This window comes from Arthrobacter sp. SW1 (genome assembly GCF_001766675.1).
Lineage (GTDB): Bacteria > Actinomycetota > Actinomycetes > Actinomycetales > Micrococcaceae > Arthrobacter.
In genome coordinates this window covers 1-14,952 of record NZ_MJLT01000018.1, presented here as the reverse complement: position 1 = coordinate 14,952, position 14,952 = coordinate 1, and the positions used below count along the sequence as shown (strand labels likewise).

The 14,952-nt window shown below is 66.3% G+C and carries 17 protein-coding genes; 7 read left to right on the top strand and 10 right to left on the bottom strand.

Annotated features, from left to right (window positions below; all coding sequences use genetic code 11):
• Positions 1-208: IS3 family transposase (locus BIU82_RS09910; protein ID WP_139146576.1), on the top strand; the 208-nt coding region annotated here is incomplete at its 5' end.
• 73 nt (positions 209-281) lie between these two features.
• On the opposite strand, the gene BIU82_RS09905 is transcribed toward BIU82_RS09910, so the two are convergent.
• The 4 genes from BIU82_RS09905 to BIU82_RS09890 all read right to left on the bottom strand — a co-directional run bounded on the left by BIU82_RS09905 (position 282) and on the right by BIU82_RS09890 (position 5,928).
• The gene (locus BIU82_RS09905) at positions 282-1,139 is read right to left on the bottom strand and encodes a trypsin-like serine protease (protein WP_070349310.1); all 858 of its coding nucleotides are present in this window, start codon (positions 1,137-1,139) and stop codon (positions 282-284) included.
• Positions 1,140-1,330: 191 nt separating this feature from the next.
• Positions 1,331-3,874 (bottom strand): phenylalanine--tRNA ligase subunit beta, encoded by a 2,544-nt coding sequence (pheT, locus tag BIU82_RS09900; RefSeq protein ID WP_070349309.1) that lies wholly within the window; start codon positions 3,872-3,874, stop codon positions 1,331-1,333.
• A 2-nt stretch (positions 3,875-3,876) separates the two neighbouring features.
• Positions 3,877-4,938, bottom strand: a complete 1,062-nt coding sequence (pheS, locus tag BIU82_RS09895; RefSeq protein WP_070349308.1) for a phenylalanine--tRNA ligase subunit alpha — start codon at positions 4,936-4,938, stop codon at positions 3,877-3,879.
• 156 nt (positions 4,939-5,094) lie between these two features.
• Entirely contained in the window at positions 5,095-5,928 is an 834-nt protein-coding gene (locus tag BIU82_RS09890; RefSeq protein WP_070349307.1) for a hypothetical protein, read from the bottom strand.
• Between the two features lie 109 nt (positions 5,929-6,037).
• On the opposite strand from BIU82_RS09890, the gene BIU82_RS09885 reads away from it, so the two are divergent.
• Positions 6,038-6,553: a hypothetical protein gene (locus tag BIU82_RS09885; RefSeq protein ID WP_070349306.1), complete on the top strand. Its 516-nt coding sequence runs from the start codon at positions 6,038-6,040 to the stop codon at positions 6,551-6,553.
• On the top strand, positions 6,501-7,160 hold the full coding sequence (locus tag BIU82_RS09880; RefSeq protein WP_070349305.1) for an SIMPL domain-containing protein: 660 nt from the start codon (positions 6,501-6,503) through the stop codon (positions 7,158-7,160). Before BIU82_RS09885 ends, BIU82_RS09880 begins: the two co-directional genes overlap by 53 nt.
• Here BIU82_RS09880 and pcp read toward each other — a convergent pair.
• Positions 7,154-7,798, bottom strand: coding sequence for a pyroglutamyl-peptidase I (gene pcp / locus BIU82_RS09875; protein ID WP_070349304.1), 645 nt, complete (start codon positions 7,796-7,798; stop codon positions 7,154-7,156). The genes BIU82_RS09880 and pcp overlap by 7 nt on opposite strands.
• A 108-nt stretch (positions 7,799-7,906) precedes the next feature.
• Between pcp and BIU82_RS09870 the strand changes: the two genes are divergently transcribed.
• Entirely contained in the window at positions 7,907-8,956 is a 1,050-nt protein-coding gene (locus BIU82_RS09870; protein WP_070349303.1) for an Rv2578c family radical SAM protein, read from the top strand.
• A 7-nt stretch (positions 8,957-8,963) separates the two neighbouring features.
• On the opposite strand, the gene BIU82_RS09865 is transcribed toward BIU82_RS09870, so the two are convergent.
• Positions 8,964-9,398 (bottom strand): (deoxy)nucleoside triphosphate pyrophosphohydrolase, encoded by a 435-nt coding sequence (locus BIU82_RS09865; protein WP_070349302.1) that lies wholly within the window; start codon positions 9,396-9,398, stop codon positions 8,964-8,966.
• 174 nt (positions 9,399-9,572) lie between these two features.
• Between BIU82_RS09865 and BIU82_RS09860 the strand changes: the two genes are divergently transcribed.
• Together BIU82_RS09860 and BIU82_RS09855 are read left to right on the top strand one after the other, a co-directional pair.
• Positions 9,573-10,778, top strand: a complete 1,206-nt coding sequence (locus BIU82_RS09860) for an MFS transporter (protein WP_070349301.1) — start codon at positions 9,573-9,575, stop codon at positions 10,776-10,778.
• A gap of 103 nt (positions 10,779-10,881) precedes the next feature.
• Positions 10,882-11,151, top strand: coding sequence for a GlsB/YeaQ/YmgE family stress response membrane protein (locus tag BIU82_RS09855; protein ID WP_070349300.1), 270 nt, complete (start codon positions 10,882-10,884; stop codon positions 11,149-11,151).
• A 72-nt stretch (positions 11,152-11,223) separates the two neighbouring features.
• Here the strand turns inward: BIU82_RS09855 and BIU82_RS09850 are convergent, their stop codons facing one another.
• The 4 genes from BIU82_RS09850 to infC form a co-directional block, all read right to left on the bottom strand.
• The gene (locus BIU82_RS09850) at positions 11,224-12,117 is read right to left on the bottom strand and encodes an RNA methyltransferase (RefSeq protein ID WP_070349299.1); all 894 of its coding nucleotides are present in this window, start codon (positions 12,115-12,117) and stop codon (positions 11,224-11,226) included.
• 25 nt (positions 12,118-12,142) lie between these two features.
• Positions 12,143-12,805 carry a 50S ribosomal protein L20 gene (gene rplT / locus BIU82_RS09845; protein WP_070349298.1) on the bottom strand — a complete coding sequence of 221 codons (663 nt, stop codon included), beginning with the start codon at positions 12,803-12,805 and terminating at the stop codon, positions 12,143-12,145.
• A gap of 111 nt (positions 12,806-12,916) precedes the next feature.
• Positions 12,917-13,111, bottom strand: a complete 195-nt coding sequence (rpmI, locus tag BIU82_RS09840; RefSeq protein WP_070349297.1) for a 50S ribosomal protein L35 — start codon at positions 13,109-13,111, stop codon at positions 12,917-12,919.
• A gap of 117 nt (positions 13,112-13,228) precedes the next feature.
• Complete coding sequence (infC, locus tag BIU82_RS09835; RefSeq protein ID WP_290439151.1) at positions 13,229-14,230, bottom strand: translation initiation factor IF-3; 1,002 nt, start codon at positions 14,228-14,230, stop codon at positions 13,229-13,231.
• 293 nt (positions 14,231-14,523) lie between these two features.
• Here infC and BIU82_RS09830 point away from each other — a divergent pair, with 293 nt between their 5' ends.
• Positions 14,524-14,910: a DUF1844 domain-containing protein gene (locus BIU82_RS09830; protein WP_070349295.1), complete on the top strand. Its 387-nt coding sequence runs from the start codon at positions 14,524-14,526 to the stop codon at positions 14,908-14,910.
• Positions 14,911-14,952 lie beyond the last annotated feature (42 nt).

The following is a 14,952-nucleotide window of genomic DNA, read 5'->3' as shown; positions in this document are numbered from 1 at the left end:
CAAGGGCAACTGCTACGACAACGCAGTGATGGAGAACTTCTTCGGACACCTCAAGGAAGAACTCTTCCACCACGTCCGGTTCCTCAACACCGACGCACTGGCACCGGCTCTGCACGAGTACATCCACTGGTACAACAACGACCGGATCTCCACAAAGCTCGAGGGCCTGAGCCCGGTGCAATACCGCGCCCAGGCCCTCGCGGCCTAGGATCCTACTTAGCCAGTCCAACTATCGGGGACCAGTTCAACGCCGCGGGGACCATTCCGGAAATCCTGGCTTGCTACTTCACCGAGTCGAGGTAGCCCGCGAGGGACGGAGTGATCCGGGTACCCGAATTCGTGGAGCCGCCGTTGGTGTGGATGGCCACGATCGAGGTGGAGCTGTTGTAGACCGGGGCGCCGCTCTGCCCGCCGTAGGTGTCCATCTTGTAGAACACCTTCTCTGCCTGGGTGGAGGAAATGGAGCCGGTCATGGTCCACATGGTGCCTCGCGGCTTGTCGCCCGGGTAGCCCCGCACCGTTGCGGTGGTTCCGGTGAGGCTGGTGGTGGTTCCGGTGTAGTTCAGCCAGCCGGTGGTGTTGCCCACCGTGCAGTCGAGCTTGATGACACCCCAGTCGGCGTTGGTATTGGCGGAGTCGATCCACCGCTGGTCCGTGAAGAGCTCCGTTGCCCCGCACGTTCCGTAGGGATCGGTGGAACCGTTGCGGCCCGGTGCCACGCGGACGCCCCAGGAGTAGTCGGCGTCCGAGCCGGTGCCGCCTTCGTGGACGCAGTGGCCCGCGGTAAGGACCGTGTCGTCCGAAATCAGGGCGCCGGAGCAGATGTAGCCGCCGTTGAATTCGATCTGCACGATCGAGCTGTTGGGTGCCACGGTGGTGTTGGTGACCTGGGTGCGGCCATCGGCGCCGATCACCGATTCCGTCGAAGCTCCGCCCTTGACCGGCTTGGCCAGCGTGTACTTGCCGGCAAGCGCGGAGGCCGCCGAGCCGGAGTGTCGACCCTGGTCCACGGTGTGCGAAACCGGCTGGATCGTCCCGGTGTCCGTGCCCGCGTCGGCCGCGACGGCGGTGCCACCAAGGCCGGAGCTGAGTGCCAGGACGGCTGCGCCGAGCAGCAAGCCGGCTTTCTGCTTGTTCATGGGTTCCTTTCGGAAGGCGGCCTTTGTGGGACCGCAGGAGTGATGTGACGCACATTGTTTATGCACGCGACAAAACTGTCATCCAATTGTGACCATTCTGTCAAGCTTTTGGGAGCTGAATATCAGAAAAGGTCCCGGAACCTTGCGGTTCCGGGACCTTTTACGGGCGCTATCGCTGAACTGTCAGCCGGCTATCGCTGGACGGCGCCGAAACGTTCGGCGGCGACGGCGACGGCTGCCTCGCGGGCTTCCGAGGCTTCGTCCGCAGTCAGCGTGCGGTCGTTTGCCCGGAAGCGCAGGCCGAAGGCGAGCGACTTCTTTCCGTCCTCGATGCCCTTGCCCACGTACACGTCGAACAGTGCGACGTCCTCGAGCAATTCACCGGCACCCTCGCGGAGGGCAGCCAGCACGGCATCGGCCGGAACATCCTGCGGAACCACCAAGGCGACGTCCTGCGTCGCCACCGGGAAGCCCGAGATGTGCTTGGCGACAATGACGTCCGCCGCGGTGTCGAAGAGCGCATCGGCGTCCAGTTCCATGGCCACCGAGCGGGCGGGCATGTCGTGGGCAGCCAGCAGCTTCGGGTGCAGTTCGCCCGCGTAACCCACTACCTCGCCGGAGCGCAGCGCGAGCTGGGCGGCGCGGCCGGGGTGGAAGGCCTGGTGGCTGCCCTGGCTGACCACCAGCTCGACGCCGAGCACGTCGCCCAGCAGCCGGGCCGCGTCGATCGCGTCGGCCCAGTCCCACGGGCGCGGGGCGTGGCCGGCGGCAGCGGGCGAATCATGCCCGCACATCAGCGCGGCGATGTGCAGCGGCTGGTGCGGAACGCCGTCGAACAGTCCGTCCAGGACGGCCGCCTCGGGCTTGGCGCCGAGCGGCGGAATGGATTCCGTGCCGAGCGTGCCTTCGGGCAGGAACACCAGGCCGGCCTCGTACAGGGCGAGGTCGCGGAAGCCGCGGGACAGGTTGCGCCGGGCCACCTCGATCAGGCCGGGAAGCACCGACGTACGCAGGAAGCCCTGCTCCTCGCTGATCGGGTTGGCCAGCTTGATGGCCGACCGCTCAGCGCCTTCCGCGGCAACGCCGAAGGTGTCGTTGGCCGCCTTGGAAACGAACGGGTAGGACAGGACCTCGGTCAGGCCGGCATCCGCCAAGGCCTGCACGGCGCGGCGCTTCTGCTGCTGAGCGCGGGTGAGGCCCCGGCCGGGAGGGGCCACGGGCAGGGTGGACGGGATGTTCTCGTAGCCGACCAGGCGGGCCACTTCCTCGGACAGGTCTTCCTTGGTTTCAAGGTCCTGCCGCCAGCTCGGCGCCGTAACGCGGTAGCCGGTGTCCGTGGTTTCGACGGAGGCACCCAGGTCCTCCAGGCAGCCGGTGATCTGCTCCGGAGTGAAGTCGATGCCGATGCGCGCGGCCGCGAAGCCGGCGGGAAGCTCGATCGTCACTGTCTCCGGTGCGGTTCCGACGTCGGTCCCGGCCTCGTCAGCCGTTCCGCCTGCCAGTTCCACCAGCAGGTCCACCACGCGCTGGGCGGCGACGTTGGCCAGGTTCCAGTCCACGCCGCGCTCGAAGCGCTTGGAGGCCTCGGACGGCAGCTTGTGGCGGCGGCGGGCGCGCGCAATCGAGACCTCATCGAAGTGAGCGGCTTCGACCAGGATGTTCGTGGTGGAGTCCGATACTTCGGTGTTGGCACCGCCCATGACGCCGGCGATGCCGATGGCCCCGGAATCGTCGGTGATCAGCAGGTCTTCGGCGTCGAGCGTGCGCTCCTTGCCGTCAAGGGTGAGGAGCTTCTCCCCCGCGGCGGCGCGGCGCACCACGATGTCGCCCGAGAGCTTGTCCAGGTCATAGCAGTGGTTCGGCTGGCCGAGTTCAAGCATGACGTAGTTGGAGATGTCCACCGGCAGCGAGATGGAGCGGATGCCGGCCAGGCGGAGGCGGGACACCATCCACTGCGGGGTGGGACGGGTGGCGTCCACGCCGCGCACGGTGCGGGCCACGAAGCGGTCGCAGCCGGGCTTGCCGTAGATGGGTGCCTCGTCGTTGAGCTTGACGCCGTATCCGCCGGAGAGTTCCGCCGGTGCCTTGACCAGCGATGCCGGGTCCGTGAAGGAGGTTCCGGTGGCGTGGGCATATTCGCGGGCCACACCGCGGATGGAGAAGGCGTAGCCACGGTCCGGGGTGACGTTGATTTCCGCCGCCTGGTCGTACAGGCCGAGCAGTTCCATTGCGTCGCTGCCGATTTCCGGATCGAGGCCGATCCGGGACAGCACCAGGATGCCGTCGTGGTCCTCGCCGATGCCCAGCTCGCGGACCGAGGCGATCATGCCCGCGGACATGTGGCCGTAGGTCTTGCGGGCAGAGATGTGGAAGTCGCCGGGCAGCACGGCACCGGGAAGGGTGACCACCACCTTGTCGCCTTCGACGAAATTGTGGGCACCGCACACGATGCCCTGCACGCCGGAGGGATCGATGCCCTTGCCGGTGAGGGTCTGCTCCTGCCCTTCAGGAACGACGCGGACCTGGCACCAGTTGATGGTCTTGCCGTTGGACTGCGGTTCCTTGACGAGGCTGAGGACCTGCCCGACGACGATCGGGCCCTTGAGCGCGTCCGTGGGACGGTGCACGGCCTCCTCTTCGAAGCCGACCTTGACCAGGTCCGCCATGACGTCTTCGGCCGTGGCATCTGCGGGTACCTGCGCGAATTCACGCAGCCAGGAAAGTGGGATACGCACTGTTAGATCTCCATCCCGAAGTGCTCGCTGAAACGTACATCGCCTTCGATCATGTCGCGCATGTCGCTGACCTCATTGCGGAACATGAGGGTGCGCTCGATGCCCATGCCGAAGGCAAAACCTGAATACTCCTCCGGGTCGATGCCGGCGGCGCGGAGCACGTTCGGGTTGACCATGCCGCAGCCGCCCCATTCGATCCAGCGGGGACCGCCCTTGGCGCCGGGGTGCCAGATGTCCAGCTCGGCGGAAGGCTCGGTGAAGGGGAAGTAGTTGGGGCGCAGCCGGATCGATGCTTCCTCGCCGAACATCTGCCGGGCGAAGTGCTCCAGCGTGCCACGGAGGTCGGCCATGCTGAGGTTCTTGTCGATGGCCAGGCCTTCGAACTGGTGGAACACCGGGGTGTGCGTGGCGTCGAGCTCATCGGTGCGGAACACCTTGCCGGGGCACAGCACGTAGATGGGCACCTCGCGTTCCAGCATGGAGCGCACCTGCACCGGGGAGGTGTGGGTGCGCATGAGCAGGTGCGCCTCAGGGGGCTCCACGAAGAAGGTGTCCTGCATTTCGCGGGCGGGGTGGTCCGGCTTGAAGTTCAGGGCGTCGAAGTTGAACCACTCGGACTCGACCTCGGGGCCTTCGGCGATTTCCCAGCCCATGCCCACGAAGATGTCCGCCACGCGGTCCTGCAGCGTGGACAGCGGGTGCCGGGCTCCGGCGCGGCGGCGGCGCGGCGCGGCAGTGACGTCCACGGTTTCCTCGACCAGGATGCGGGCGTCGTTCTCGGCTTCGAGCTCAGCGGTACGGGCGGCGAGCGCCTGGTTGACGCGGCCCCGCGAGGCGCCCATGAGCTTGCCCGCGGCGGCTTTGTGCTCCTTGGCGAGCCCGCCGATTTCGCGGTTCGCCAGGCTGAGGGGCGACTTCTCCCCCGTGTGGGCCAGGCGGACGGCTTTGAGTTCTTCGAGCGAGGACGCGGCGGCGATGGCGGCCACGGCGGCCTCGACGGCGGCAGTGATGGCGGCTTCATCCAGCGGGTTCGGGATGGCGGCGCCCGGCAAAGTGTCAGTCATCTACTGTTCTTAGCTACGAGTCGGAAGTTTCCTCCGCCGGCCGGCGGCACGGCGAAGACACAAGGGCAACGCTCGCCGGATCGTCCGGCGGGCATTACCCTCCAGTCTAGTTGAACGCCGAGGCCGGAATTTAACCGGTCCGCTATTCAACTGCCGCTATTCAACCGGCCCCGCCGCGGGCGGCCGGCCCGGCTGGGCGGGCGGATGCCCCGGCAGCGGCGGCAGCGCCGTCGTCGGGGGTACTGCCGGAGGAACAGCCGACGGCCGCCCGGCAGCGGGCGGCGTTCCAGCCACGGGTGCCGTCACCGGCGCCGCGGCGGGGGTACTGCGGCGGGACCTCAGGACGAAGAACAACACGAGGCCTGCGAGCACCACAAGCAGGGCGATGCCTGCCCAAAGAGCCCAGGCCGGAAGGACAAAGCCGGCAGAGCTCTCGGCCTTGATCCGGATCTCCTTTGCGTCCGTGGCGAGGAAATCGACGGTGGCGGTGTTGTCCTTGAACGTTGCGCCGTTGGCCTCGACCACCTTCCCGGGAAAGGTCACCCGGAGGACGGCTTCGTCGAAGATGGCCTTGGCGATCTGGGCTCCCTGCGGATCGTCGGAGTCATTGGAAAGGTTGCCGACGGTCAGGACGTAGAAGTCACCCTCCTTGACCAGGTTCATCTTGTTGTCGGAGTCCTTTTCGGCTTCGGCGATCTTTGCGGGGTCGATGTTGACCGCGCTGATCCGCTTGCCCTTGTACTTGGCATCTTCGAAGTCCTCGACCTTGGCACCTTCGGGGATGGTCATGTCCGCCGTGCCGTCGTTGTCCTTCATGAACTCGTCGAAGGACTTGTCTTTCAGGACCTCTTTTTGGAGGGCATAGATCACTTCATAGTCGACGCTTTTTTCACTGTGGACCTTGATGTCCATGCTGACTTTGAAGCATGCCGTCAAGGACAGGAGCATGGCTGCCAGGACTGTTGCGGCAGCAAAACGCTTGGCCCGCATCGGATCCCCCGATCATCCGCGCACCAGGGGTTCCTGGTGTTGTGTGGGATCAGGTTAGTCCTGCCCGAAGGCCCGGCCAAGAGGCAGCCGATATAGGTAGCATGGCCGCATGACTCCGTGGCAGCGGCTTCGCCGGATCGCCAACATCATCAATCTTTCGACGCCGTTGGGCCTGGTGCTCTGCCGGGCGGCGGGAGCGCAGTGCAAGGCCGGGCCGCGCGGCCTGGTCATTGCCGCCGGCTACCGCTGGTCCCTGCCGCATGCGGCCGCATTCACCGTGGGGAACGTGGTGGTCTACCGTGCGGATACGGCGACGGCCGGCCGGGACCCGGTACTGCTGGGCCACGAGGAGCAGCACAGCACGCAATACGCCTGGTGCCTGGGTCTGCCCTTCCTGGTCCTGTATTTCCTGTGTGCCGGCTGGTCCGTGCTGCGCACCGGGAATCCCGGTACGGCCAATTTCTTCGAACGCCGGGCCGGACTCGCCGCGGGCGGCTACCCGGACAGGGAGGCTACCCTGACAGGAAACGGAACGGACAACGCCCAGCGAACCAAGCGAATCGAGGCATCCCATGACCCGCAGCATCACCGTTACCGGAGACGGCACCGCGGAGGCGGTGCCTGACCTGCTCACCCTGACGCTCGCCGTCGAGGTCCGCCGGGAAACCGCAGCGCATGCGTACGACGACGCCGCCGCCGTCGCGCTGTCCGTCACCGAAGCGCTGCGCCGGCATGGCGTGGCGGACGGCAACCTCCGCACGAGCGGGCTGAACCTGCGCCCGGACGTGGTCTGGGTGGAGAACGAAGGCCAGAAGGTCACCGGCTACGTGGCCTCCACGGACCTGGTGGCCAGGCTGGGGCCGCCGCACCTGGCTCCGGCAGCGATCTCCGCCGCGATTACCGCGGGCGGGAACAACGTACGGATCAACGGCATCGAGCAGGGCTTCAGCGATTCCTCGGCCGTGGCGGCGAGCGCACAGGATGCGGCCTGGCACGATGCCGAGGCCAAGGCGCGGCGCTTTGCTGAGCTGGCCGCGTCCCGGCTGGGCCAGGTCCTGTCGATCGAACAGCGGCCAAGCCACGACCGCCCGGTTCCCGTGGCCGGCGACATGGCGCGCACCGTCGCGGCAGAAGGCGTCGCGATCGAGCCGGGCACGGTGGCCGTGTCCGTGAGCGTCCTAGTGGCGTGGGAACTGCTCGACGCGGAAGGCCGCCAGGCGCCGCCTCAGTAGACAGCGCCCGCCGCAAGCTTCAGGTCGCCGGTGGTCGCCAGCGCAGTCCTGACGACGACGGCGATCCCCTCCGCCATATCCCGCACCGGCATGCCGCCCGGAGCCCCTGACTGCCCCTCGCCCGCAGGCTCGCGGGGAACGTGGATGAAGCCGCCACGGGAACCCGGCGCCTCCGTGGCGAGTTGGTGCATCAGCGCGTAGAAGACGTGGTTGCACACGTAGGTTCCGGCGGTCTGGGAAACCTCGGCCCGGATGCCCGCAATCTGCAGGGCACGGAGCGCGGCTTTCACCGGAAGGGTGCTGAAGTAGGCGGCCGGAGCGCCCGCGACCACCTCTTCGTCCACGGGACGGTTGCCGGCATTGTCCGGAATCCGGGCGTCGTCACAGTTGATCGCCACGCGTTCGAGCGACAACCTGTCACGGCCGGCGGCCAGTCCCGCGCAAATCACCAGGGAGGGCTCCAGGCGCACCACTTCCTGCCGCAGCACCCGGGCGGACTCGCCGAAGACGCACGGCAGTTCGATCGCTTCGACGGCCAGCCCCTCGGCGCGAAGGATGTCGCGGGCAGCCTGTACCGCAGCCCAGGAAGGGTTGGCGGCATCGCCGTCGAAGGGTTCGAATCCAGTCAGCAGAATCATGGGGCTAAGCGTAACTTGCAGGGTCCCCGGCCGAGCGGAGCGAGGTTGGGGAGCAAGTTGCGCGCTAGCTCCTTGACTTAACTTCGAACATATATTCGAATTGTCTGCATGAGATGGGACGCGCAGGCTCTTTCCGAAGGCACGGCACCCAGGGCTGCCGCCCCCGTTCCTGATGCCTTGCTTCCGCTGTCCGGGCTTGTGCGTTCCATCTCGACTCCCGAATTCTCCGGAGTCACCTTCCATGAGGTCACGGCCAAATCAGTGCTCAACAAGGTGGCTGCCGGTTCCCGGATGCCGTTCGAATGGACCATCAATCCTTACCGGGGATGCAGCCACGCCTGCGTGTACTGCTTTGCGCGCAAGACACATACGTATTTGGAGTTCGACGCCGGCCGGGACTTCGATTCCCAAGTAGTCGTGAAGATCAACGCGGCAGAGGTGCTGCGCAAGGAACTCGCCAAGCCTTCCTGGAAACACCAACAGGTGGCCCTCGGCACCAACACGGATCCCTACCAGCGGGCGGAGGGGCGGTACCAGCTCATGCCGGGCATCATCCGCGCCCTGGCCGATACCGGCACGCCGTTTTCCATCCTCACTAAGGGGACCCTGCTGGCCCGGGACATCCCGCTGCTCAAGCATGCGGCCAGCCAGGTGCCCGTGGACCTTGGCATCTCCCTGGCCACCACCAACGAGGCCCTTGCCGCCGTCCTCGAACCCGGCACACCGGCACCCCGCGCGCGGCTCAAGCTCATTTCCCGCCTTCGCGACGCCGGGCTGCCCTGCGGCGTCATGGCCATGCCGGTCCTGCCGTGGCTCACGGACAGCGATGACGCCCTGGAATCGCTGTTCAGCGCACTTTCCGCGGCAGGCGCCAGCGGAGTCACCGCCGGCGCACTCTACCTGAAGCCCGGAACCCGGGAATGGTTCATGCAATGGCTCGCCGCCAACCATCCGGAACTGGTGGGACGGTATCGGCGGCTCTACGCACAGGGAGCCTATCCCCCGAAGGAATACCGGGAGTGGCTGACGGGCCGCATCAAGTACTTCAAGGCGCGCCACGGATTCACGGCCAGCAGCGGCTTCAGCCACCGGCACGCCCGGAAACAGGACCGCACAGATGAGCCCGTGCCTGCTTCCACCCAGTCCACGCTCTTCTGAACCGGCGTCAGGCCGCGGCCGACACCTGGCCCAGCAGCGCATGGACGATCGGGAAATCGGCGGGGATCCACGGCAGCCCGAGCGCCGCATCGATGTCATCCAGCCGGACCCAGCGGAGTTCATCGTGGTCTTCCAGGGCGCGGGGTTCGCCGTCCAGCACCTCCGCGAACCACACCCGCATCACCGCGCGTTCGTTGAGCGGCCAGCCGGCGTCATCGGGCGCCGGGATTTCCTCGCCAAGGCGCACCCGGATGCCCAGTTCCTCGCCCAGCTCGCGGTGCAGGGCCTCTTCGAAGCTTTCGCCTTCTTCAACCTTGCCACCCGGGAATTCCCACATGCCGGCGAACTTAGGCGGCGCGCTCCGGCGCGCCACAAGCAGCAGGCTCGGGTTCTCGAGCGAATCGACGACGGCGGCTCCGGATACCTTGATCATTGACGTCACCGCTCCAGTGTAGGAGCTTCGTCCTGCCGTGTTGCGGGACCAGGCAGTGCACCCGGGGAACAGACACCGACCACTCACTGTTGCAGAACATTAGACTTGAAAATCAGATTTATACCGGGCGCTCCACACCTCCGCGCACGGACCCTCCGGCACAACCGCCAAGAAAACAGGATCATGACCCGAACCGAAGCGCACGCCCCTGCCCAAACCCGTACCCGCCACCTTGCCCTGGCCATCTTCGCCCTCGCCATGGGCGGCTTTGCGATCGGCACCACCGAATTCGCCATGATGGGGCTGCTGAAGGAAATCGAACACGGACTTCAGATCAGCACACCGGAGGCCGGCAACCTCATCTCCGCCTACGCCCTGGGCGTCGTAGTGGGAGCCCCGGTCTTCGCCGCGCTCGGAGCCAAGCTTCCGCGCAAGAACCTCGCCCTCGGGCTGATGCTTTTCCTGACGGTCGCCAACCTGAGTTCGTTCCTTGCGCCGGACTACGCCACCATGCTGCTCACCCGCTTCGCCTCGGGCCTCCCCCACGGCGCATTCTTCGGCGTGGCGGCAGTGATCGCAGCAAGCCTCGTGGCCCCGAGCAAGCGGGGCTGGGCCATCTCCATGGTGATGGCCGGACTGACAGTCGCCAACGTCATCGGAGTCCCGGCCGCAACCTGGCTGGGCCAGAGCTTCGGATGGCGGCTCCTCTTCGTCGTCGTCGGCGTCATTGGCGCCGTCACCACTGCCTTGGTCTGGAAGTTCGTCCCCTTCGAAGCCGCCCATCCCGAGGCGAGCATCCGCCGCGAACTCGGTGCCTTGAAGCGCATCCAGGTCTGGCTCGCCCTGCTGATCGGCGTCATCGGCTTCGGCGGCTTCTTTGCCACCTACACCTATATCGCGCACACCATGACGGCGGTCGCCGGGATGCCGGAAAGCATGGTCCCCGTGGTCGTCGCACTGTACGGCCTTGGCATGGTGGCAGGCAACATCCTCGGCGGCCGGATCGCGGACAAGTCCGTCATGGGGACCATCTACCGGGTACTTCCGGCGATCGCCCTTGCCCTGGTGCTGTACGCGGTGGCGGCGCACTGGGCCTGGTCGGCACTCGTCATGGTCTTCGTGGTGGGCGGAGCAGGCTCCATGCTGGTACCCGCGCTGCAGGCCCGCCTGCTTGACGCTTCGCCGGACGCCCCCTCCCTGGCTTCGTCCCTCAACCATTCGGCCCTCAACGTGGCCAACGCTCTCGGTGCGTTCCTCGGCGGTGTGGTCATCGCCTGGGGCTGGGGCTACGTGGCACCCGCGCTGGTCGGCGCAGTGCTCGCACTCCTCGGACTTGGCGTCGCGCTCCTGAGCGGCCTGCTGGAGCGCCGGAAGCCGCTGACCGCCTGATTTCACAACACGGACAATAAGCCTGCTGACTAATTTGCTCCGGGCATGTTAGTTTTGGCGTGCAAAGGCCGCACAACGGCCTTTCCGAACGAAGGAGGAGTCAATGGGATTTCTTGGATGGATCATTCTCGGCCTGATCGTCGGAGCCATCGTCAAGGCCATCCTGCCCGGACGCGTCGGCGGAGGCTGGATCACCAGCCTGGTCCTGGGCGTTATCGGCGCCATTGTGGGCGGCTGGATCGGAGACCTGCTTTTCGGTTCCGGAAAGATGGAGTTCTGGAACCTGGGTTCATGGCTCCTGGCCATTCTCGGCGGCCTGGCAGTAGCCGGCATCTACGGTGCCATCACCGGGCGCAACAAGAGCACCACCTGAATCCGTCTTCCCCATCGCACAAAAGAGAAGCGCTCCCCGTCCGGGGAGCGCTTCTTGCGTCTCGGGGAAGAATCAGACCGACTGCTGGGAGCGCGCGCTGGCGTACAGGCACACGGTGGCGGCGGTTCCGAGGTTCAGGCTTTCCGCCGAACCATACACGGGCACGGCGACCCGGTGTTCCGCCAAGGCGATCTCCGCATCGGACAGGCCCTGGGCCTCGTTGCCGAACAGCCACGCCGTGGGATTCTCCAGGGCATACTCGGAGACCACATCGGAGCCCAGGCGCCTGGCGGCGTTCTCGTCCTGGAGCTTGTCCAGGTTCAAGGTACCGTAGCCGTCCGCGGCCAGGACGCCGATCCCCCGGGCCTTGCAGGCCGCCACGAATTCGTCGACGTCGGCGCCGAGGACCACCGGAAGATGGAACAGCGAACCGGCCGTAGAACGCACGGCCTTCGGGTTGTAGATGTCCACGCTCGATGCCGTCAGCACCACGGCGTCCGCGCCGGCGGCGTCGGCCGCCCGCAGGACGGTTCCGGCATTCCCGGGGTCCCGCACCTGGCACATGACGGCGATCAGCCGAGGGCCGGCCTCGAGCACTGAGTCCAGGCTGACGTCCACAAAGCCGCACACTGCCAGGATGCCTTGGGGATTCACGGTATCAGCCATGGCCGCCAGGACGTCGTCGGTGGCCAGGCGCAGGTTCACGCCCTGCGCCAGGTCCGCCAGTTCAGGAAGCCGCTCCAGGCAGGCTTCGCTCGCATACACCTCATGGACGACGCCGGGCTCTCCCGCCCGGGTGCGTTCCCGGTGCAGCGCCAGTGCCTCGCGCACCGCCTGCGGGCCCTCGGCAAGGAAGCGGCCGCGCTTTAAACGGGCCGGGCGCCCTGCAAGCTTTGCGACATCCCTGACCCGATCGGCTCGGGGGTTGGACATCGGAAAATCTTGCGGGCGCCCGGTTTCGTTCATATTAGAACTGTAGTGGCTGTTGCGACTAGTTCTTGATCTGCTGGCGGGCTTCGCCGCCGGCCGGCTCGAAGCCGGCAGCCTTTGCAGCCTCAACGGTGGAGAACCAGTATTCGGCGGCGGTGGCGTCGTACCAGGTGGAACCCGGGACGTGGTACTTCTTGGACTCGGCGTTGCCCTTGATGGCGTAGCCTTCCGGAGCGTCTTCGCCCTCAACGGCGGCAACGGCTCCTTCGATGGCCGGCTTGGAAGCAGCAGCCTTCGGAGCGGCGGCAGCCTTGGGAGCAGCAGCCTTCGGGGCAGCCTCGGCCTTGGCGGCCGGAGCGGAGGTGTCAGCCGGCAGGGCAGCCTTGGCCACGTTCACCAGGGCGGTGAAAGCGTTGGCGTCGGAAACAGCCAGTTCGGCGAGCATACGGCGGTCAACCTCAACCTCAGCAGCCTTCAGGCCCTGGATGAGGCGGTTGTAGGTCAGGCCGTTGGCGCGGGATGCAGCGTTGATGCGCTGGATCCAGAGGCGGCGGAAGTCGCCCTTGCGCTTGCGGCGGTCGCCGTAGCTGTACACAAACGAGTGCAGCAGCTGTTCCTTGGCCTTGCGGTACAGGCGGGACCGCTGGCCGCGGTAGCCCTTTGCCCGTTCAAGGATGACCCGACGCTTCTTCTGGGCGTTGACCGCCCGCTTCACACGTGCCACGTGCGTACTCCTTCAGAATTCTTATCCCGCCGGCCGCCGTCGTTCTGGCGGCGCGGGAAGGCTTTGGTGTAGTCAGTGCTGCCGGGTGGCAGCAACCGGAAAACGTGGAACTTAGACGCCGAGCATCTTCTTGATGACCTTGGCATCGCCCTTGAAGACGATCTTGTCGCCGGCGAGGCGACGGGTCAGGATGGAGGACTTGTGCTCCAGGTAGTGGCGGCGGTTGGCCTGCTGACGCTTCAGCTTGCCGGTACCGGTCAGCTTGAAGCGCTTCTTGGCACCGCTGTGGGTCTTCATCTTCGGCATGGGAACCGATCTCCTTACGTGTCCGCAGACGGGTCTGCAGTTCTTTCGTGCAGCCGGCCCCGGAGGGCCGGCGTGCTGTTTGCTTGCCGGGCGGAAGCGCTGCTTCCTGCGGCGTGACTAGTTGGTCTTGCGTGCTGCCGGCTTGGCCGGCTTCGGTGCCGCCGGGCGGGCGACGGGCTTTGGAGCCGCGGGCTTCGCCATCGGCTTCGGAACCGCGGCAGCTGCCGGCTTGGATGCGGCTGCCGGCTTCGGAGCTTCCTCCGCCGGAGCTTCCTCAGTCTTGGCCGGGGCTTCTTCCGCGGCGGGGGCTTCTTCCGCTGCCGGAGCCTCCTCAGCGGCTGCCTCCGCAGCCGGAGCCTGCTCGACGGCGGCTTCCGCCACGGCGGTCTCCTCCACCGGGGTTTCGCTTGCCTCCGCCGACTGGTTCAGGAGTTCTGCCGGAAGCAGGTCCCCCAGGGTCTGGGTCAGCGGGGCGTCGCCACCGGAGGTGTCGATCCGTGCAGCTGCCTTGGCCTCGTTCTGGGCCTTGGCTTCGGCGCGCTGTGCCGCGCGGCGGGCTTCGGCCTTGGCTTCAGCCTTGTTCTTCAGCGGACCGATCACCATGACCATGTTGCGGCCGTCGATCCGGGGGCTGGATTCCACGACGCCAACCTCGGCGACGTCTTCCGCGAAGCGCTGCAGCAGGCGGATGCCCATTTCGGGGCGCTGCTGCTCACGGCCGCGGAACTGGATCATGGCCTTGACCTTGTCACCGGCACCCAGGAAGCGGAGGGCGTGGCCACGCTTCGTTTCGTAGTCGTGGGTGTCGATCTTCAGGCGGAAACGGATTTCCTTCAGAACCGTGTTGGTCTGGTTCTTGCGGGCCTCACGGGCCTTGACGGCGGCTTCGTACTTGTACTTGCCGAAGTCCATCAGCTTGCACACCGGAGGCTTGGCCTGCGGTGCAACTTCAACGAGATCCAGATCAGATTCGGCAGCCAGGCGCAGGGCATCCTCGATACGGACAATTCCTACCTGTTCGCCGGCGGGGCCGACCAGCCGCACCTCGGGGACGCGGATACGCTCATTGATTCTTGGCTCGCTAATGTCAAAGCTCCTGTGTTGTGGTGAGTATTCCACCGGCAAAAAGAGAAGGCCTCCAATTGCTGGTGCAATCGAAGGCCTCGGAAGATCGGGACCCGCCCCAGAGGGGCAGGTGCGCATTGAACGGGATGGATCCCGGACAATGTCCGACCAGATACCCGGCAACTTACATCCCTGAGGGAAACGGCTGACGCGGGTGGGAGAGAACTCCGCTTGCAAACTGAAAGTCAATTCTACAGAAACAGCCCGTCAACTGCACATCGGATGGCAGGACGGGGATTCCACAGCAAAATGGCGACTCTCAGCCGGTCTGTGACAAGCTTACCAGCATGAGCACTTCAGACAGCAATTCCCCCGTCCACGAGCCGGAGGGCGACGACGCCGGACTGGCGCAGCAGATCCGCGATATTTCCGAGGTTCCGGCCGTTGAGGTCATCACCACGGGCGCGGTCCACCTGATGAGCGCCGCCGCCGTGAAGGTGGGCCTGGCCGACGATCCGGACGCGGAGGACCTCAAGGACCTGGATGAAGCGCGCAAGCTCATCACCGCGCTGGCCGGCTTGGTGACGGCCGCGGCGCCGGAGATCGGCTCCCAGCACGCGGGCCCCTTGCGCGACGGCCTGCGTTCCCTGCAGCTGGCCTTCCGTGAGGCCTCCCTCATTCCGGACGAGCCGGGCAAGGGACCGGGCGAGAAGTTCACCGGACCGGTGAACTGACGGCGGTGAACTGACACCACCCGAAGCAGACACGACGACGGC